The sequence below is a fragment of the Arthrobacter endolithicus genome (assembly GCF_026627425.1).
GTDB lineage: Bacteria > Actinomycetota > Actinomycetes > Actinomycetales > Micrococcaceae > Arthrobacter_M.
Genome location: NZ_JAPNLH010000004.1, coordinates 203,319 through 220,343 on the forward strand (window position 1 = coordinate 203,319; position 17,025 = coordinate 220,343).

The 17,025-nt window shown below is 64.7% G+C and carries 18 protein-coding genes, 4 tRNA genes and 1 riboswitch; of the genes, 15 read left to right on the top strand and 7 right to left on the bottom strand.

Annotation, left to right across the window (positions count from 1 at the left end):
- Positions 1–75: 75 nt before the first annotated feature.
- On the top strand, positions 76–1,113 hold the full coding sequence (gene zapE / locus OS914_RS05370) for a cell division protein ZapE (RefSeq protein WP_267545035.1): 1,038 nt from the start codon (positions 76–78) through the stop codon (positions 1,111–1,113).
- Between the two features lie 105 nt (positions 1,114–1,218).
- On the opposite strand, the gene OS914_RS05375 is transcribed toward zapE, so the two are convergent.
- The 4 genes from OS914_RS05375 to OS914_RS05390 all read right to left on the bottom strand — a co-directional run bounded on the left by OS914_RS05375 (position 1,219) and on the right by OS914_RS05390 (position 1,979).
- A complete protein-coding gene (locus OS914_RS05375) occupies positions 1,219–1,449 on the bottom strand; it encodes an antitoxin (RefSeq protein ID WP_267545036.1) in 231 nt (76 codons plus the stop codon).
- A 174-nt stretch (positions 1,450–1,623) separates the two neighbouring features.
- Positions 1,624–1,698, bottom strand: a tRNA-Val gene (locus OS914_RS05380).
- 47 nt (positions 1,699–1,745) lie between these two features.
- Positions 1,746–1,819, bottom strand: a tRNA-Cys gene (locus OS914_RS05385).
- Positions 1,820–1,907: 88 nt separating this feature from the next.
- Positions 1,908–1,979, bottom strand: a tRNA-Gly gene (locus OS914_RS05390).
- A gap of 371 nt (positions 1,980–2,350) precedes the next feature.
- Between OS914_RS05390 and OS914_RS05395 the strand changes: the two genes are divergently transcribed.
- Positions 2,351–2,425: transfer RNA gene (locus tag OS914_RS05395), tRNA-Val, on the top strand.
- Positions 2,426–2,487: 62 nt separating this feature from the next.
- On the opposite strand, the gene OS914_RS05400 is transcribed toward OS914_RS05395, so the two are convergent.
- The 3 genes from OS914_RS05400 to OS914_RS05410 are packed head-to-tail and all read right to left on the bottom strand — an operon-like array spanning position 2,488 to position 5,781.
- A complete protein-coding gene (locus OS914_RS05400) occupies positions 2,488–3,054 on the bottom strand; it encodes a phosphatase PAP2 family protein (RefSeq protein ID WP_267545037.1) in 567 nt (188 codons plus the stop codon).
- Between the two features lie 55 nt (positions 3,055–3,109).
- Positions 3,110–5,137 (bottom strand): acetate--CoA ligase, encoded by a 2,028-nt coding sequence (gene acs / locus OS914_RS05405; protein WP_267545038.1) that lies wholly within the window; start codon positions 5,135–5,137, stop codon positions 3,110–3,112.
- A gap of 5 nt (positions 5,138–5,142) precedes the next feature.
- Positions 5,143–5,781 carry an acetate uptake transporter gene (locus OS914_RS05410; RefSeq protein WP_267545039.1) on the bottom strand — a complete coding sequence of 213 codons (639 nt, stop codon included), beginning with the start codon at positions 5,779–5,781 and terminating at the stop codon, positions 5,143–5,145.
- Positions 5,782–6,009: 228 nt separating this feature from the next.
- On the opposite strand from OS914_RS05410, the gene OS914_RS05415 reads away from it, so the two are divergent.
- The 13 genes from OS914_RS05415 (at position 6,010) to hisG (ending at position 17,020) form a co-directional block, all read left to right on the top strand.
- A complete protein-coding gene (locus OS914_RS05415) occupies positions 6,010–6,900 on the top strand; it encodes a cytochrome (protein ID WP_267545040.1) in 891 nt (296 codons plus the stop codon).
- Positions 6,901–6,968: 68 nt separating this feature from the next.
- Complete coding sequence (gene def, locus OS914_RS05420) at positions 6,969–7,577, top strand: peptide deformylase (RefSeq protein ID WP_267545041.1); 609 nt, start codon at positions 6,969–6,971, stop codon at positions 7,575–7,577.
- Positions 7,574–8,566: a methionyl-tRNA formyltransferase gene (locus OS914_RS05425; protein ID WP_267545042.1), complete on the top strand. Its 993-nt coding sequence runs from the start codon at positions 7,574–7,576 to the stop codon at positions 8,564–8,566. The genes def and OS914_RS05425 overlap by 4 nt, the downstream gene beginning before the upstream one ends.
- Positions 8,563–10,140: a transcription antitermination factor NusB gene (locus tag OS914_RS05430; RefSeq protein ID WP_267545043.1), complete on the top strand. Its 1,578-nt coding sequence runs from the start codon at positions 8,563–8,565 to the stop codon at positions 10,138–10,140. The genes OS914_RS05425 and OS914_RS05430 overlap by 4 nt, the downstream gene beginning before the upstream one ends.
- A gap of 70 nt (positions 10,141–10,210) precedes the next feature.
- A complete protein-coding gene (gene rpe / locus OS914_RS05435; protein WP_267545044.1) occupies positions 10,211–10,894 on the top strand; it encodes a ribulose-phosphate 3-epimerase in 684 nt (227 codons plus the stop codon).
- 113 nt (positions 10,895–11,007) lie between these two features.
- Positions 11,008–11,153: riboswitch (FMN riboswitch) on the top strand.
- Between the two features lie 107 nt (positions 11,154–11,260).
- Positions 11,261–11,959 carry a nicotinamide riboside transporter PnuC gene (gene pnuC, locus OS914_RS05440; RefSeq protein ID WP_267545045.1) on the top strand — a complete coding sequence of 233 codons (699 nt, stop codon included), beginning with the start codon at positions 11,261–11,263 and terminating at the stop codon, positions 11,957–11,959.
- Entirely contained in the window at positions 11,956–13,125 is a 1,170-nt protein-coding gene (gene ribD / locus OS914_RS05445) for a bifunctional diaminohydroxyphosphoribosylaminopyrimidine deaminase/5-amino-6-(5-phosphoribosylamino)uracil reductase RibD (RefSeq protein ID WP_267545046.1), read from the top strand. The genes pnuC and ribD overlap by 4 nt, the downstream gene beginning before the upstream one ends.
- A 1-nt stretch (position 13,126) precedes the next feature.
- Positions 13,127–13,813, top strand: coding sequence for a riboflavin synthase (locus tag OS914_RS05450; protein ID WP_267545047.1), 687 nt, complete (start codon positions 13,127–13,129; stop codon positions 13,811–13,813).
- Positions 13,810–14,460 (top strand): 3,4-dihydroxy-2-butanone-4-phosphate synthase, encoded by a 651-nt coding sequence (gene ribB / locus OS914_RS05455; protein WP_267545048.1) that lies wholly within the window; start codon positions 13,810–13,812, stop codon positions 14,458–14,460. The genes OS914_RS05450 and ribB overlap by 4 nt, the downstream gene beginning before the upstream one ends.
- A gap of 26 nt (positions 14,461–14,486) precedes the next feature.
- Complete coding sequence (locus tag OS914_RS05460) at positions 14,487–15,272, top strand: GTP cyclohydrolase II (RefSeq protein WP_267545082.1); 786 nt, start codon at positions 14,487–14,489, stop codon at positions 15,270–15,272.
- Positions 15,269–15,751, top strand: coding sequence for a 6,7-dimethyl-8-ribityllumazine synthase (gene ribH / locus OS914_RS05465; protein ID WP_267545049.1), 483 nt, complete (start codon positions 15,269–15,271; stop codon positions 15,749–15,751). Before OS914_RS05460 ends, ribH begins: the two co-directional genes overlap by 4 nt.
- A gap of 63 nt (positions 15,752–15,814) precedes the next feature.
- Positions 15,815–16,078 (top strand): phosphoribosyl-ATP diphosphatase, encoded by a 264-nt coding sequence (locus OS914_RS05470; protein WP_267545050.1) that lies wholly within the window; start codon positions 15,815–15,817, stop codon positions 16,076–16,078.
- Positions 16,079–16,174: 96 nt separating this feature from the next.
- Positions 16,175–17,020 (top strand): ATP phosphoribosyltransferase, encoded by an 846-nt coding sequence (gene hisG, locus OS914_RS05475; RefSeq protein WP_267545051.1) that lies wholly within the window; start codon positions 16,175–16,177, stop codon positions 17,018–17,020.
- Positions 17,021–17,025 lie beyond the last annotated feature (5 nt).

Sequence of the window (17,025 nt, forward strand, 5' to 3'; positions counted from 1 at the left end):
CACCCACAGCGTGCAAACTCCTGCGGTGGAACACCCCGCATCACACCGCGCATCGAGATGAATGGATACCGCCCCTTGGCACAACTTGAGCAACTTTCCGCCCGCATGCCGTCTGTGACGGTGGACGAGCTTCTCAAGGGCTTCTATCCATCTCCCCGCTTTGGCTCCGTGTCATTCGGCAGCTACCGCCCTGACCCCGAGCAGCCGTCGCAGACCATAGCAGTCAGGGCGATGGAGCGTTTCGCGGAGTCCATCAATACTCCCGAACCAAAAGGACTGCGGAAGCTCTTCGCCGCCAAGAAGCCGGCCGTGCGGTCCGGCTTCTACCTCGATGGCGGGTTCGGCGTGGGCAAGACCCACCTGCTCGCCTCGCTGTGGCATGCTTCCGAGGGGCCGAAGGCCTTTGGGACCTTCGTCGAATATACAAATCTGGTGGGCGCGCTGTCCTTCCGTAAGACGGTGGAAGCATTGAGCAGCTACAAGCTGGTCTGTATCGACGAATTTGAACTCGATGACCCCGGAGACACGGTGCTGATGTCCCGGCTGATGCGCGAACTCGCGGACGCCGGAGTCAAACTCGCCGCAACCTCCAACACGCTTCCCGGATCGCTCGGCGAGGGCAGGTTTGCCGCCGTTGACTTCCAGCGCGAAATTCAGGTGCTGGCCGATCAATTCGAGGTTGTCAGGATCGACGGGGAAGATTACCGCCACCGCGGTCTGCCAACCCCGCCGCGGCCGCTGTCCAACAGTGATCTGAACGCTGTGCTGAAAGCCGAATTCGCGGACAAAACCGTGGCCCTGGATGATTTCAACACCCTGGTGAATCACCTTTCAGCCGTCCATCCCAGCCGCTACCGCCAATTGCTGGACGGTATTGACGCCGTGGTGTGGCGGAATGTGGAAACCATCACCGAGCAGTCCGTCGCCTTGCGCTTCGTGGTGCTGGCCGACCGCCTCTATGACCGCGACGTGCCGATCCTGGCTAGCGGGGTCCCCTTAGATGCACTGTTTACGAAGGAAATGATGGCCGGGGGATACCTGAAGAAGTACTACCGCGCGGTCTCCAGGCTAACTGCGCTGGTTCGGGAGGGCCAGAAGCAGGAAGCCAGCTAGCCTGCTCCGGCCGAAAGCACCAGCGGGTCTTAAACGCCAAAGCGCTGGCACTGCCTCTCGGCAGGGCCAGCGCTCCTTTGACGTGAGTCTCAGGCTAAGGGATTTCTAAGCGGGACGATCCTCGGAGCCTTCGCCGGTCTTGGTGTTCGGGTTACCGCCCACCTTACCGAGGAAGCCGTGTGCAGCGTTCTGGACGCCGTCGATTTTGTCCTTGAACTTGTCACCGGTCTTACTGTCGATGAAGTCCCCGGCCTTGTCGATGCCGTTCCGGATCGCAGCCTCGTTGCCGCTGACCAGTCCCGCGGCCTTGCCCTTGATGTCGTCAAAAACACTCACGGGCACCTCCCTTCCCTCATGGGAGCCAGTTCGCTCCAGCACCATAATTCTAAGCGCAGATCCCTATGCTGCCAAGGATGCCGGCCAGGACCGGCTCGGGGCGATATAAATTCCATCCGATGGGGCCCGTGACCAGGCAACAAAAAAGCAGCTTCATCACGAAGCTGCTTACTGTGGTGGGCGATACTGGGATCGAACCAGTGACCTCTTCCGTGTCAGGGAAGCGCGCTACCGCTGCGCCAATCGCCCAGATCAGCACCAGGAAAACCTGCTGAAATCTGTTTACTGCGGTGAAGTGGAGGTGGGAACGGGATTCGAACCCGTGTACGCGGCTTTGCAGGCCGCTGCCTCGCCTCTCGGCCACCCCACCGTATTTCGGTCCGGAAATCCAAAGTTCAGTACAGCATTTACTGCACTGCACCGTAATGCCCCGGACACTTTTTCGACAGTGTCCTGCGAGCGGATGACGAGATTCGAACTCGCGACCCTCACCTTGGCAAGGTGATGCTCTACCACTGAGCCACATCCGCAGAAGAAACCACATTGAGCCCTCAAGATCTGAGGATTTTTTGTTTCCATTCCCGCTTCGTTCCCGCTGAAGCGTTCGTGGCGTTCCTTGCTAGAAAAACTTTACAGAAGGTTCAGCCAAACACCAAATTGGGCTGCCGCGGGCCTCCCTGGAGGACTCCTGCTCTGCCCTAGGGGCCCGCAACGACGGGGATTTTGCAGATTACACGCTTGTCATTTGCAGGCTTAGCACCCGGTGCTGCCCGACACCCTCCTCGTGGGCCGGCCCGCCTTGCTGGACCGACAGCGGCTTGATTATGAGCCAACGCCGGTATCCGTTAGGATTTTGAAGCAACGCAGTGCTTGAGCGGCCTTCCCGGCCGGCGGGCCATGCGGGCGATTGGCGCAGTGGTAGCGCGCTTCGTTCACACCGAAGAGGTCACTGGTTCGAACCCAGTATCGCCCACCAAAGAAAAGTCCCTCTGACCAGCACAAACGCCGGTCAGGGGGGCTTTTCTGTCCAGACGGGCCCTAGCGGAACACGGCATATGCAACCGCGACTATGCACCCGGCCGGGATCCCCACTAGGACTTGAGCGGTGGTGTGGTCGCCGAGTTTCACCCGGGACCAGCCGACTGCAGCCGGAATCAACAGCGCTGGCAGGAATCCCGCACCCAAGGTGAGCGCCGAAGCGACGGCCGCGAACGTGACCACGGAGACATGCACGGACAGTTTCCAGAAGGCGTTCACTGCGCCGACAAGGATCATCCCGAAGATAACGCTCAAGAGGCCGACGATGCAGACATGCGGGGCGCCGAGGAGGAGAAGGATGACTAGTCCCAGGACACCTGAGACCATGGCTGCTAAAAGTACAGGCAGCCGTTGCCGCCGGTTCCCGACGTGATGATCGGAGACTTTGCCCAGGTGGGTCGCGAGGAGAATGCCGGCAAATGGTCCCACAGCGGCGAAGAGCGCCGCCAGCACGGCAAACCAGAAGCCGCGCCAACCATCGGACACCGCCCCGGTGGTCAGTAAAAACACGGACACCACATCCGTGGGAGAGAAGACTTCGGTCAGGGCCCTGGCTAGTCGTTGCATCCATCAAGCTTAGGGATCCCCCCGGCCGCTGCGGACAATGGGCTCAGCCCGGTGGTTACCCGGACTCCGTTCGCGGCATGCTGGAGCGGATCAGTTCCATGACGGTGGAGTCCGCCAGAGTGGTCACGTCCCCGATCTCGCGGTTCTCCGCCACGTCCTTCAACAGCCGCCGCATTATTTTCCCCGAGCGGGTTTTTGGCAGCTCGGCCACCACCATGATCTGCCGTGGCCGGGCCATTTTCCCGATTTCCTTGGCCACGTGCGCACGGAGCTGCTGCACGATGTCCGGGCCGCCGTCGCCGGCTTCGCTGCGCAGGATGACGAAGGCGACGACGGCCTGCCCGGTCATGTCGTCGGTGGCACCAACGACGGCGGCTTCGGCCACCATCGGATGGGAGACCAGAGCGGATTCAATTTCGGTAGTGGAGAGCCGGTGCCCGGAGACATTCATCACATCGTCCACCCGACCCAAGACCCAGATGTCGCCGTCGTCGTCCTTCTTGGCACCATCGCCGGCAAAGTACAGTCCGGGGAAACGGGACCAGTAGGTCTTCACATACCGATCGTCGTCGCCCCAGATGGTGCGTAGCATGGCAGGCCACGGACGGGTGAGCACCAGGTATCCGCCGGAGCCGTTTGGCACCGGCTGCCCCTCGTCATCCACCACGTCGACCTGGAAACCCGGCAGCGCCTTCATAGCCGCCCCGGGCTTGCCGGCAGTGATTCCGGGCAGCGGGCTGACCACTATGCAGCCGGTCTCCGTCTGCCACCACGTGTCCACCACGGGAGTGCGGCCATGCCCTATCGTGTCGCGATACCAGATGTAGGCGGCCGGATTGATCGGCTCGCCCACGGAACCGATCAGCCGCAGGCTGGCCAGGCTGTACTTGTCCGGGATCTGGGCCCCCCATTTCATGAAGGTCCGGATGGCGGTCGGCGCGCAGTACAGCAGTGAGACCTTGTACTTGTCGATGATTTCCCACCAGCGGCCCTGATGCGGGGTGTCCGGTGTGCCCTCGTACAGGATCGATGTTGCGCCGTTGGCCAGCGGCCCGTAGACAATGTAGCTGTGCCCGGTGACCCAGCCAATATCTGCCGCCGTCCAAAAAACGTCCCGCTCCGCCTTCAGATCGAAGACCGCCCAGTGGGTGTACGCGGCGCCGGTCAGGTAGCCGCCGGTGGTGTGCAGAATGCCCTTGGGCTTTCCCGTGGTGCCAGAGGTGTACATAACGTAGAGCGGATGTTCGGCGTCGAAAGGCTCGGCGTGGTGGTGCGTGCTGGCCTGCTCCACCGAGTCGTGCCACCAGATGTCGCGCCCGTCCTGCCAAGCGACATCCTGGCCGGTGCGCCGGACCACCAGCACGCTGCGCACGTCGGGGCAGTCCAGCAGCGCTTCGTCGACGGCGGACTTCAGGGCCGCCGGCTGGCCTCGCCGGTAGCCGCCGTCGGCGGTGATCACAACGCGTGCGTCGCAGTCGTGGATGCGGGTGCGCAGGGCGTCCGCGGAGAATCCGCCGAAGACGACGGTGTGCGGAGCGCCGATCCGGGCACAGGCCAGCATCGCCACGACCGTCTCCGGGATCATCGGCATGTAGATGGCCACCCGGTCACCGGCTGTGACGCCGAGGGCGGTCAGGGTGTTCGCGGCCTGGCAGACCATGTCCGTCAGCTGCGCATAGGTAATGGTCCGGGTGTCCCCGCCTTCGCCCTCGAAGTAGTAGGCGACCTTGTCACCGCGGCCGGCTTCGACATGCCGGTCCAGGCAGTTGTACGCGGCATTGAGCTTGCCGCCGACAAACCATTGGGCAAACGGCGGATTGGACCAGTCCAGTACTTTTGTCCATTCCTGCGCCCACGCCAGGCGCCCGGCCTGGCGTCCCCAGAACGCCTGATAATCGGCGTCCGCTTCGGCGTACGCCTCCGCTGTGACGTTGGCCTGCGCGGTGAAGTCCGACGACGGCGGGAACCGCCGCTGCTCGTGCAGCAGGTTCGCGAGAGTCTCGGTTCCGGGCGAGGTTTTTGGCGGCGCAGGATCGCCGCCGCTATTGGGGTTAGCCTGGTCGTTTCCTGAGGCGCCGGGCATGGGAATCACCGGGTCCCTACAGGTATTACTGGCCGCTTGAACGTGGAGTTCATCACCACGGCCAGCGAGGCGTACCAGGCAAGGAGGGCAGTGATGATGCCGAGCCAGCCACCTATTACGGTCAGCGAGTCGGAGCCGGCAAAGGCGCCCGCGGCCAGGGCGATGTAGGTCAGGGTCAGGAAAACGAAGACGGCAAGGACCGCTATGCTGACGCGCGACGCGGCGACTGTCATATACGCCGTAAAGATGGCCCAGGCCAACAGAAACAGTCCAACTCCCTTGCCCGCATCCGCAGGCGGCAGTGCGGCGGCCCGGAACTGGACCAGGAACCAAAAGGAGAGCCAGAAGGCGCCATATGAGCAGAACGCCGTGGCTCCGAAGGTATTCCGGTTTGCGAATTCCCAGATACCGGCCGCAAACTGCGCTACGCCGCCGTAAAACAGCGCCAGACCGAGCACCACTGGCTCATCGAGTTTGGGGATCAAGCCGGCATTGATCACACTGAGTACAAAGGTGGTCAGCGCGAAGGCGCCAAGTCCCAGCGCGGCCGGATCGGCGAAGGGAAGGGTCGCAGCGGGCGCCCCCGCAGGCAGTACCTGCGCTGGAGCAGCGTGCGAGGGGATGGGGCTGGGTTCTGTGCTCATGGCTCGTCTCTCATGACATGACTCCTCGTTCACACCAGCGCCATCGCTGGCTACTGCCTCACAGGCTACTCCCGAAAAGGCAAGGGTACTGCCGAATTTTTTGTGGTTAACATCACACTATGCTTGGGGTACTGTCAGGGTTCCCGAACCGGTGCCGGGGCCGGTGCTGACGGCGCTGCCGGAAAGGGGACGGCTGCCGGTGTCGGTGGTGAATGCAATAGTGGAAGCATGACTCAGCCAGCCTTAGCCCATGCCACCGAATTCGGCCGGATGTACGCCCGGTCCCTGTCGGAGCCGCCCGTTATGCCGTCCATCACTACGGTGATTTCCCAGCAGTCCGGGACGCTGGACGGATGGTTCGGGTACATGGCTGCCAATTCCCTGGCCCAGCATCCAGCCCTCCCGGGAGCGCTGAGCAACCCTTCCCAACTGCGCGGGATGGTCAATGACGCCTCCAAAGCGGCCGAGAGATTTCGGGATGCGGCCGCCGCCCGAGGAGACCGCGTTCATTCATACTGCGAACAGGTGTCGCTGCGGGCGCTTGGCCGCGCGCACCGGATGCCGGAGACGAGGGCCGCTTTGGCAGAAAACGGCGAAGAAAAGTTTGCGGCCCGCTTTGATGAATGGTGGGACCTGTACCAGGTAGAACCTGTCGCGCCCGAGGTGACGGTCTGGAACCATTCCGTTGGCTACGCGGGGACGCTGGACCTAGTGGCGCGGATCGGCGGGAGGTTGTGTCTGATCGATTATAAAACCAAGGGAACGGACCGCAACGGCGCGGTGAAGGCGCTGGACGAGAAGGTGGTCATGCAATTGGTGGCCGGGATGAAGGCAGAAGAAGGCCTGGTCGACGCCGGTGCCGGAAGCTGGGAGTCATGGTCGTACGGTGAGGATCCCATCCTGCTGGGGGTGGCGATCGGGGAGACGGAGGTCCGGGCGCTACGCGCCAACCCGGAGGTGCTCAAATATCACTGGTACAAGTTCGCCGCGCTGCGAAACGTATGGAAAACGGCAGCGGACGCGCGTGCCGCCGGTGCGGCCCTGCTGCCGATTTCTCCGCCCCAGTCCGACGGGGCCAATGCTGGTGCGCCGCAGCCCGCTGAAACCGCAGCCAACTAGACTGAGGAGGCGAATAACCAACAATTCCGTACAGACATCGTCCCGCACTGAAGTGAGGCTCCTCCCGCATGGCCATTTTGAGTATCCGTATTATCGGCGATCCGGTGCTGCGGACCGTGGCTGATCCAGTGACAGAATTCGGGCCTGAATTGGCGAAACTCGTGCAGGACATGATGGAAACCATGGATGACGTGGACGGTGCCGGGCTGGCGGCTCCACAGGTGGGTGTGAGCAAACGGGTCTTCACCTATCGGATCGGAACGGACCACGGACACGTCATCAATCCCGTGTTGGTCAGCAGCCCTGAGCAACAACTTCCCAGCGTTGAGGGCTGTCTGTCCGTCCCCGGCCTGGGATTCCCCGCACCGCGGGCGCTGCGGACCACGGTAAGCGGTGTGAACCTCCACGGCGATGCCATCGAGATCGAAGGGGAGGGCATGCTGGCGCGCTGCTTCCAGCACGAGACGGACCACTTAGACGGAAAGCTGTTTGTTGACCGGCTTGACGGCCGGGACCGCACCGCCGCCTTCCGCGCCATCCGCAATGCCAGCTATGGCGAAGTGACGGAAAAGACCACTGCAAAGCGCGCTCGCAGCGTCGGCTCCAGCTTTGGCGCCGCCGGACAGGTCAGGTCTGGATTCGGCGGCGGCAGCGTACGTGCCGGGAGCGGCAAATGAGGGTGCTTTTTGCCGGCACGCCAGCGGTGGCGGTGCCGTCGTTGGACGCTCTGCTCGCTGCCGGCCTGGACATCATCGGGGTGCTGACCCGTCCGGACGCGCCGATCGGACGCAAACGTGTGCTGACGCCGTCGCCCGTTGCCCAACGAGCCCAGGAGCTCGGCCTGCCGGTCATTCGGGCTGCGCGAATTGATCAGCAGGCCTGCGCCGAGATCGCCGCGCTGGCCCCCGAGGTCGCCGCGATCGTTGCCTACGGCGCCATGATCCCGGCCGACGCGCTGTCGATTCCGCCGTTGGGCTGGATCAACCTGCATTTTTCGCTGCTGCCCGCCTGGCGCGGCGCCGCACCCGTCCAGCACTCGATCCTCCATGGTGACGATGTCACGGGTGCTTCAACGTTTGCCCTCGAAACGGGGCTGGATACCGGACCGGTCTACGGCACCTTGACGGAATTGATCAGACCGACAGATACCGGTTCCGCATTACTCGAGCGGCTCTCCCATAGCGGTGCGGTGCTGCTGGTCCAGACCCTGAGCGCGCTGGCATCCGGGCGCGCGAATGCGCAGCCGCAGCGCGGCGAGATCACCTTGGCGCCGAAACTGAGCATCGAGGACGGCCGGATTGACTGGAGCGAGCCGGCGCTGGCCATTGGGCGCAGGATCCGAGCGGTCACAGCGGAGCCCGGCGCCTGGACCATGCTCGCGGACCAGCGGATCAAGCTCGGACCGGTACGCCTGAGCCCCGATGTACGCCTGAGCACCGATTTACGACCGAGCCCAGATTCCCCCTTGGGCACCGATTCGCCGCTGGACACCAGTCCCCTCGAGTTGCCGCCGGGCCGGCTGGCAGTGGGGCCGAAATCCGTTGTGGTGGGCACTGGTTCGCATCCCGTGGAACTGGTGCAGGTGCAGCCGGCGGGTAAGAAGATAATGCAGGCAACGGACTGGGCACGAGGCCTGGCGGACAGGGAAGACATGGTGTTTCAGTGACGAACGAAAACCACGGCTCCGGAAACAGTGGTGCGCGGAATTCCGGCGCACGTAACTCCGGGGCGCGGAATTCCGGGGCGCACGATTCGGGCGCGCGGCGGAATGCGCAGGGCCGCGAACGTAACAGGACGTCCGCGCCGTCCTTTACCGCAGCGGCCCCATCGGCACGCACCCGCAGGGCTGACCCGGCCCGGCTGGTGGCCTTCGAGGTGCTCCGGGCGGTTTCCGGCGAGGATGCCTACGCCAACCTGGTCCTCCCCTCCCGGATCCGGCAGCATCACCTGGACAAGCGGGATGCCGGATTTGCCACCGAGTTGAGCTACGGCGCGTTGCGCGGGCAGGGAACGTACGATGCGATTTTGGCGCGCTGCGTTGACCGCCCGCTGGAGCAGCTGGACCCCGCCGTTCTCGATGCTCTGCGGATCGGCGTCCACCAGCTCCTCGCGATGCGGGTCCCGGCCCACGCGGCCCTGGATCAAACGGTCGGCCTGGCCCGCGCCGTCATTGGTGCGGGTCCGTCGTCGTTGATTAACGCGGTGCTCCGCCGCGTGTCCGCAAATGATCTGCAGGAATGGATCGCCACGCTGACGCAAGGACAGACGGATGCGTCCACGATCGCCGCGCTGACCTATTCGCATCCGGAGTGGATCGTCCGGGCACTGCGCCAATCGCTGGTCTCGCACGGGCGGGACGTCACGGAGATCACGGCACTGCTGGAGGCGGATAACGCCGCTCCCGTGGTGAACCTGGTGGCCCTGCCGGGGTTGGGAGACCTTACCGAGGCACTGGATGAAGGCTTTACCGTCGGCGGGCTGGCGCCGGGTTCAGCACTGTCGTCCGGCGGGGACCCCGGCCGGCTTTCCGCCGTGCGGGACGGCACCAACCGGGTGCAGGATGTGGGCTCGCAGCTGGTGGCCCGGGCGCTTGCGGCCGCTGAGCTGCTACCGCCGGGGGGCTCGGCCGTCGAGCCGGACGGCGAACGATGGCTGGATCTGTGCGCCGGCCCGGGCGGTAAGGCTGCGTTGCTGGCAGCCCTGGCGGGCCAGCGCGGGGCAACCCTGCTGGCTAACGAACCCGCCCCGCACCGGGCCAAGCTCGTAAAGCAGGCGCTGGCCGCGGTGCCGCGGGACGTTTGGACCGTGCGGATCGGTGACGGCCGCGAGGTGGGGGAGCAACGCCCCGAGGGCTTTGACCGCATTCTGGTGGATGCTCCCTGCACCGGTCTGGGTGCGCTGCGCCGGCGGCCGGAATCCCGCTGGCGCCGCAAACCCTCCGACGTCGGCGAGCTCGGGCCCTTACAGCGCGAACTATTGGCTTCGGCCATTAAAGCGGTGCGTCCCGGCGGCGTGGTGGCCTACGCCACCTGCTCCCCGCACCCGGCGGAGACCAACGCCGTCGTCGTCGATGCGTTGCGCAAGCGTGAGGATCTGGAGCTGCTCGACGCCGGCGCGGTCCTGGACGGCGTCAGCCTCACCGGAAACCTGGGCGCAGGACACGAGAAGACGGCCCAGCTCTGGCCGCATATTCATGGCACGGATGCCATGTTCCTGGCCTTGATCCGCAAAAAGGTTTGATTCACACGAAGGCTTGATCCACACGAAGGCTTGATCCGCACGAAAGCTTGATCCGCACGAAAGGCACCTCATGACCGCTAACCGTTCCGTTGCGCGCTGCTGCATCAGCCCCAGCATCCTTTCCGCCGATTTTGTGAATCTTCAGGCGGAGCTGGACAGGATTTCCAACGCCGACGCCGTCCACGTTGATGTGATGGATAATCACTTTGTGCCGAATCTGACCATCGGGCTGCCCGTGGTGCAACGGATCCAGCAGATCAGTCCGGTGCCGCTGGACGCGCACCTGATGATTGCGGAGGTGGACCGCTGGGCGCCGGCCTACGCCGATGCGGGTCTGGCTTCGGTGACCTTCCACGTCGAGGCGTCCAACGCACCCATCAAGCTGGCGCGCGAGCTGCGGGCCCGCGGAGCCAAGGCGGGCATGGCCCTGCGGCCGGCGACCCCGGTGGAGCCCTATCTGGACATGCTGGCGGAGCTGGACATGCTGCTCATTATGACGGTGGAGCCCGGCTTTGGCGGGCAGTCCTTTTTGGACGTGACCCTGCCGAAGATCCGTCGGGCGCAGCAGGCCATCGAGGGATCCGGGGTGGACGTGGCGATTCAGGTGGACGGCGGGATCACTGAGGAGACCATCACCCGGGCGGCGGAGGCGGGAGCCACGATGTTCGTGGCCGGATCCGCGGTCTACGGGGCAGCGGATCCGGGGAAAGCCATTGAGCGGCTGCGGGCCAAGGGCCAACTGGCGATCCGCTAAATTCCCTCCCGACACAGAGGGGAAGATCGGCTGAGCCAGTTGCCGACGTCGCCTGGGTCATTGCGGCGGACCGCGAGGCTAAGCAGTGCCATAATGGAGCAGTAACAAGTTTTTACGTGCTCCGGGGTCGGTGTAAGTCCGAACCGGCGGTTATAGTCCGCGACCCGCACGCAAAAGGCCGGCAACGGTTCGAATGCAAACGGTTGAACCGGTGGAATTCCGGTACCGACAGTTAAAGTCTGGATGGGAGAAGCACGAGCAGTTTTGGCCTGCCGCGGCGTTGGCGCACTCTTTGGAGTGCCCCGCCCGTCCGGGCCCTCTGTCGTTACCCCGGAGCCAGTGCAGATTGGCGAAAGGCAAGTAACGATGGACATGCTCCGGTGGCTCTTCGAGGCGAAACTGGATTTTCCCGGCGGCGGGTTCCTGCTCTGGCGCGAGGTGCTGGGCAATCTCTTCGGCCTGGCCAGCGCGCTGGGCGGAATGCGCCGTAAGGTCTGGGCCTGGCCCGTGGGCATCTTCGGCAATGCGCTCCTGTTCACGGTCTTCATGGGCTCGGTCTTCGGCTCACCGCTGTACGCGAACCTCTTGGGACAGGCGGGGCGGCAGATCATGTTCATCGCCGTTTCAATCTTCGGCTGGTACCGCTGGCGGCAGAGCAAGCGTACTGCCGACGGAGCCGCGGTAGAGCCGCGCTGGGCGTCCAATCGCGTGCGGCTGGGACTGGTGGTTGCGCTGGTCGGCGGCACCGCGGTATGGACCCCGATTTTCACCGCGTTAGGCTCGTATGCCCCGGTCTGGGCCGATGCCTGGATCTTCATGGGGTCCTTGCTCGCGACCGTCGGGATGGCCAAGGGCTGGGTGGAGTTCTGGCTGATCTGGGTGGCCGTTGACCTGGTGGGGGTGCCGCTGCTGTTCAGCGCCGGCTACTACGCCTCAGCCTTCATGTACATCTTCTACGGTGCCTTTACGCTGACCGGCTTCTTTATCTGGTGGCATGTGCGGAACCGGAATGCGGAAAAAGTGCTGGTGGAAACGGCGTTTCCGGATCCGAGGGTATCCCGATGAGCGGGGAGATGAGCCCGGACCCCGTGCGCTACAGCACCGCCGAATCGGCGGCCATGAACACCGCGTTAGGCGCAGCAGCCCAGGGCATCCGCGGCGCAAACCCGTTGGTGGGCGCCGTGCTGCTGGATCCTGCCGGCCAGGTCATCGCCACCGGATATCACCGCGGAGCGGGAACCGCCCACGCCGAGGTGGACGCCCTTGCCAGTATCCGGACGGATCTGGCCCGGCGGATCGGAGGATCAGGCGACCTAGCGAGCTCACGGGACGGCGAACTAGCCAGGGCACTGGCGGGGGCGACAATGCTGGTGACGCTGGAGCCATGTAATCACACCGGACGGACGGGCCCCTGTGCACAGGCAATTATTGATGCCGGCATCCGCCAGGTGATTTACGCCGTCGACGATCCGCACCAGCCGGCGGCCGGTGGAGCTCAACGGCTGCGGGACGCGGGCGTGCAGGTGCGGTCGGGGCTGCTGGCACAGGAAGCCGTCGAACTAAATCGTCGCTGGTTCGCAGCCGTCCGTGCTGAGCGGCCGTTCACCACACTCCATCTCGCCCAGACGCTTGACGGCCGGATTGCCGCGGCCGACGGCAGCAGCCAATGGATTACCTCCGCTGCCTCCCGGGCGGACAGCCATGGAATTCGTCGCCTGATCGATGCGATCCTGGTAGGCACCGAAACCGTTTTCGCGGATAACCCCCGGCTGACGGCACGGGAAGCCAGTGGCGAGGACTCCGCGCGGCAGCCGCTGCGCGTAGTCATGGGACTGCGGGACATCCCCGCGGGGGCGGCGGTCCGCGCCACGGGCCCGGCCGAACCCGCTGGTCAGGGGGGATTTTTGCAGCTGCGCACCCGCGATCCGCTGGCCGCGTCCCGGACCTTGTTCGACCGCGGCGTTCGTCATTTGATGGTGGAGGGCGGGTCACGGATCAGCGCAGCCTTCCTGTCCGCCCAGTTGGTTGATGAACTCATTGTGTATCTGGCGCCTACGCTGCTGGGGGCCGGTATTCCTGCGCTGGGAGAACTGGGCATCGGCACACTGGCAGAGGCCCAACGGTGGGACTGGGATGCCGGTGGTGGGGCGGCTGTCAAACCTCTGGGACCGGATCTTAAACTTCGTCTAAAACCTGCGGCAATGGCCGCTGGAACTACGGGAGGAAACTGAAGTGTTTACCGGAATTATTGCCGAGCAGGGGCGCGTTGAGTCGCTGCAGCAAGCGGCCGACGGCGGCAGCGCCACGTTGGTGCTGCGCGCTGGGCCCTCCCTCGAGGGCCTCGGCCATGGCGGCTCAATTGCCGTCAACGGCGTCTGCCTGACCGCCACCGCCATCGGCGGCGGAGTGATCAGCGTTGACGTAATGGGAGAAACCCTGACCAGGACCACCACCGGGCAGCTCAGGGCCGGGGACAGCGTGAACCTGGAACGCTGCGTGCCCGCCGGCGGCCGGCTTGATGGTCATGTGGTCCAGGGCCACGTTGACGGGGTGGGCACCTTGGCCGAACGGGAAGATCTGGGCGCCTGGGAGCGGCTGCGTTTCGAGGTTCCTGCGGCGCTGGCCCGGTACATCGCCGAGAAGGGATCAATCGCCGTCGACGGCGTTTCCCTCACCGTGAGCGCGGTGAGCGACGCGACGCAGGCGAGCCCCTGGTTTGAGGTCGGGCTTATTCCCACCACCTTGGCGGAAACAGGGCTGGGCGCGAAGCAGACAGGATCCGCTGTGAATCTGGAGGTGGATGTGCTGGCGAAATACACCGAGCGGCTACTGGCCTTTGGCCCGCGGGCCCACGAGCGGGAACTGATCCCGGGAAGCGCAGCCACGTCCATCCCCACCAGACAGGAGCCGGGAAAATGAGCGATGTAAAAGCCACCGAACGGACCGGTCTGCTGGACACCGTACCGGACGCCGTCGCGGCCATGGCCGCCGGCAGGCCCGTTTTGGTAGTGGACGACGAACGGCGGGAAAATGAGGGCGACATCATTTTCGCAGCGCAACACAGCACGCCGGCATTAATGGGCTGGACCATCCGGCACAGTTCTGGAGTGATCTGCGTACCGCTGAGCCATGAACGCGCCGACGCCCTGGAACTCCCGCCGATGGTGCTGGTCAATCAGGACGCCAAGGGAACGGCCTACACCGTTTCCTGCGATGCCGCGGCGGAGGTCACCACCGGCATCAGCGCCACGGACCGTTCGCGCACGGCCCGGGTGCTGGCGTCTGCGGACTCGACGCCGGCGCAGCTGACCCGTCCGGGACATATGTTTCCGCTTCGGGCCGCGGCCGGCGGGGTCCGGCAGCGGCCCGGACACACCGAAGCTGCCGTTGAGCTGTGCCGGCTTGCCGGCTGCGAGCCGGTGGGGGTCATCGCGGAGGTAGTGGACGACGACGGCGAAATGCTGCGGGTGGCTGCGCTGCGGACGTTCGCGGACCATCACGGCCTGCTGCTGATTTCGATCGCGGACCTGGTGGCCTATCTGGACGCGACGGGAGCAGCGAGGTGAGCGCCCATTCGCTGGCCGCGTATCCCATGAGTGCGGGCCCGGTGGTGCAACTGCCAACGGCGTTCGGCGACTTCCAGGCCCAGGCCTGGACCGATGAAACAACCGGCGCCGAGCATCTGAGCATCAGCGCGGAGCGTCCGGCCGCGGCGGACAGTCCGACGGGCGCGACGGGCGGGGCGGAGCGCAGCGTGGAGATGGTGCCCCTGGTCAGGCTGCATTCGGAATGCCTGACGGGAGACGTTTTTGGCTCCTACCGCTGTGACTGCGGGGAGCAGTTGGCCCACGCGCTGCGCAGGATCCGCGACTGCGGTGGAACGCTGATTTACCTGCGCGGTCATGAGGGCCGCGGCATCGGACTGGCCAACAAACTGCGGGCCTACGCCCTGCAGGAGGCCGGTGCAGACACTGTCGAGGCCAACGAGCAATTGGGACTGCCGGTGGATTCACGCGACTACGCCGCCGCCGCCGGGATCCTGGCCGCCCTGGGCCTGCACCGCATCCGGCTGTTGAGCAATAACCCGCTCAAACGGAGCCAGCTGGCGGCGCTGGGCATTGAAGTAGCGCAGATGGTCCCGGTGCAGGTGCCGTCCCGGGAACAGAATGTCCGCTATCTGCGCACCAAGCGGGACCGCATGAACCATACCCTGAACCTGCCTAATACCCCGGCGGTTCCGGCAGTGGCGGTCCCGGCAATTCACAGCATCAGCACCAGCACCAACCCCAGCACCAACACCAGCACCAACCCCAGCACCAACCCCAGCATCAGCAGCGGAACCACGCCACCATCGGATAGCAGAGGACAGCACTTATGAGCGGACACGGAGCACCCAGTATCGGCTTCAGCAGCCAGGACCGGGAACTGGCAGCAGGCCTGCGCCTGGCCATTGTCGCGGCCAGCTGGCATACAGAAATAATGGACGGCCTGCTGGCCGGGGCGCTGCGGGCGGCGGCGGAAGCCGGCATTGACGCTCCCACGGTGCTCAGGGTGCCGGGCAGCTTTGAGCTCCCCGTCGCGGCGGCGCGGCTGGCGCCGGACTATGACGCCGTCGTCGCCCTCGGGGTCGTCATCCGTGGCGGCACACCGCACTTTGAGTACGTCTGCCAGGCGGCGACACTAGGCCTGACGGACGTCAGCGTCCGCACCGGAACCCCGGTCGGCTTCGGCGTGCTGACCTGCGATAACGAGGAGCAGGGCCTGGCGCGTGCCGGACTGCCGAGCTCGGTCGAGGACAAGGGCTACGAGGCGACGACGGCGGCGCTGGCCACCGCGCTGCTGTTTGTCGGGAGATAGGTTTTGGGTCATACTCCGCTACCGAATCGGGCTGATCCGGGCAGAGCTAGTAGGCTGGAACGCGTGAAGACTTTCGAATCGCTTTTTGCCGAGCTTGGAGACAAGGCCGTCCAACGGCCGGTCGGCTCCCGCACCGTCAGCGAACTCGACTCCGGCGTTCACGGCATCGGCAAGAAAATCGTGGAGGAAGCCGCCGAGGTCTGGATGGCGGCAGAATACGAATCCACGGACAACATGGCCGAGGAGATTTCCCAGTTGCTGTACCACGTTCAGGTGCTGATGATCGCCAAGGGACTGACGCTGGAAGACGTTTACCAGCATCTGTAGCCACGCGCTGCTGCCGCGGCGCTGTGGCCAGATCGTTAATCGTCCCCACCCGTGAAAATCCCACGCCCAGCGTGAACCGAACGCGAAAGATTCGCCATGCTCAGAGTTGCCGTCCCGAATAAGGGATCCCTGTCCGAAGCCGCATCCGCCATGCTGACCGAGGCCGGATATCTCCAGCGCCGCGATCCGCGCGAACTGGTCATGGTTGATCCCGACAATGACGTGGAGTTCTTTTTCCTGCGCCCGCGCGACATTGCCGTGTATGTGGGGGCCGGAACACTCGACGTCGGTATTACCGGCAGGGACCTGCTGCTCGACGCCGAGGTGGCAGCCGAGGAACTGCTGCCGCTTGGCTTCGCCGTTTCCACGTTCCGCTTCGCCGGCCCTGCCGGTCAGTTCTCCCAGCTGTCCCAATTGGCGGGCAAGCGATTAGCCACCAGCTACGACGCCGTGCTGCGCCGTTATCTTGCCGACAACGGGGTAGCCGCCACTGTGGTCCGGCTGGACGGCGCGGTGGAATCCTCCGTCCGGTTGGGCGTTGCGGACGCTATCGCCGATGTGGTGGAAACCGGAAGCACGCTTAAGGCCGCAGGGATGGAAGTCTTTGGCGATCCAATCATGAAATCCGAGGCGTTGCTGATTGGTCGTCCCGGCGTGGCCGCCCCGGCGGGACTCGACGTGCTGATCCGCAGGCTGCAGGGCGTCTTGGTGGCGCGCCGGTATGTCCTGATGGACTATGACATTCGCAAGGACCTGGTGGAAACATCCGCCAAACTGACTCCCGGGTTGGAGTCACCGACCATTTCACCGCTTCGTGACTCGGACTGGGTGGCCGTTCGCTCGATGGTGCCCAAGAAGGACACCAACCGCATTATGGACGAGTTGTACGAGCTCGGCGCACGGGCGATTCTGGTCAGCAGCATTCACGCCTGCCGAATCTAAGGAGT

Excerpts from the sequence above, each read along its gene's own strand:
- OS914_RS05400 (WP_267545037.1), bottom strand. The coding sequence starts at position 3,054 with ATGCAACGACTAGCCAGGGCCCTGACCGAAGTCTTCTCTCCCACGGAT.
- ribD (WP_267545046.1), top strand. The coding sequence starts at position 11,956 with ATGAGCGGGGAGATGAGCCCGGACCCCGTGCGCTACAGCACCGCCGAA.
- OS914_RS05460 (WP_267545082.1), top strand. The coding sequence starts at position 14,487 with ATGAGTGCGGGCCCGGTGGTGCAACTGCCAACGGCGTTCGGCGACTTC.
- rpe (WP_267545044.1), top strand. The coding sequence starts at position 10,211 with ATGACCGCTAACCGTTCCGTTGCGCGCTGCTGCATCAGCCCCAGCATC.
- OS914_RS05415 (WP_267545040.1), top strand. The coding sequence starts at position 6,010 with ATGACTCAGCCAGCCTTAGCCCATGCCACCGAATTCGGCCGGATGTAC.
- OS914_RS05425 (WP_267545042.1), top strand. The coding sequence starts at position 7,574 with ATGAGGGTGCTTTTTGCCGGCACGCCAGCGGTGGCGGTGCCGTCGTTG.
- OS914_RS05410 (WP_267545039.1), bottom strand. The coding sequence starts at position 5,781 with ATGAGCACAGAACCCAGCCCCATCCCCTCGCACGCTGCTCCAGCGCAG.
- pnuC (WP_267545045.1), top strand. The coding sequence starts at position 11,261 with ATGGACATGCTCCGGTGGCTCTTCGAGGCGAAACTGGATTTTCCCGGC.
- ribH (WP_267545049.1), top strand. The coding sequence starts at position 15,269 with ATGAGCGGACACGGAGCACCCAGTATCGGCTTCAGCAGCCAGGACCGG.
- ribB (WP_267545048.1), top strand. The coding sequence starts at position 13,810 with ATGAGCGATGTAAAAGCCACCGAACGGACCGGTCTGCTGGACACCGTA.
- def (WP_267545041.1), top strand. The coding sequence starts at position 6,969 with ATGGCCATTTTGAGTATCCGTATTATCGGCGATCCGGTGCTGCGGACC.
- hisG (WP_267545051.1), top strand. The coding sequence starts at position 16,175 with ATGCTCAGAGTTGCCGTCCCGAATAAGGGATCCCTGTCCGAAGCCGCA.
- acs (WP_267545038.1), bottom strand. The coding sequence starts at position 5,137 with ATGCCCGGCGCCTCAGGAAACGACCAGGCTAACCCCAATAGCGGCGGC.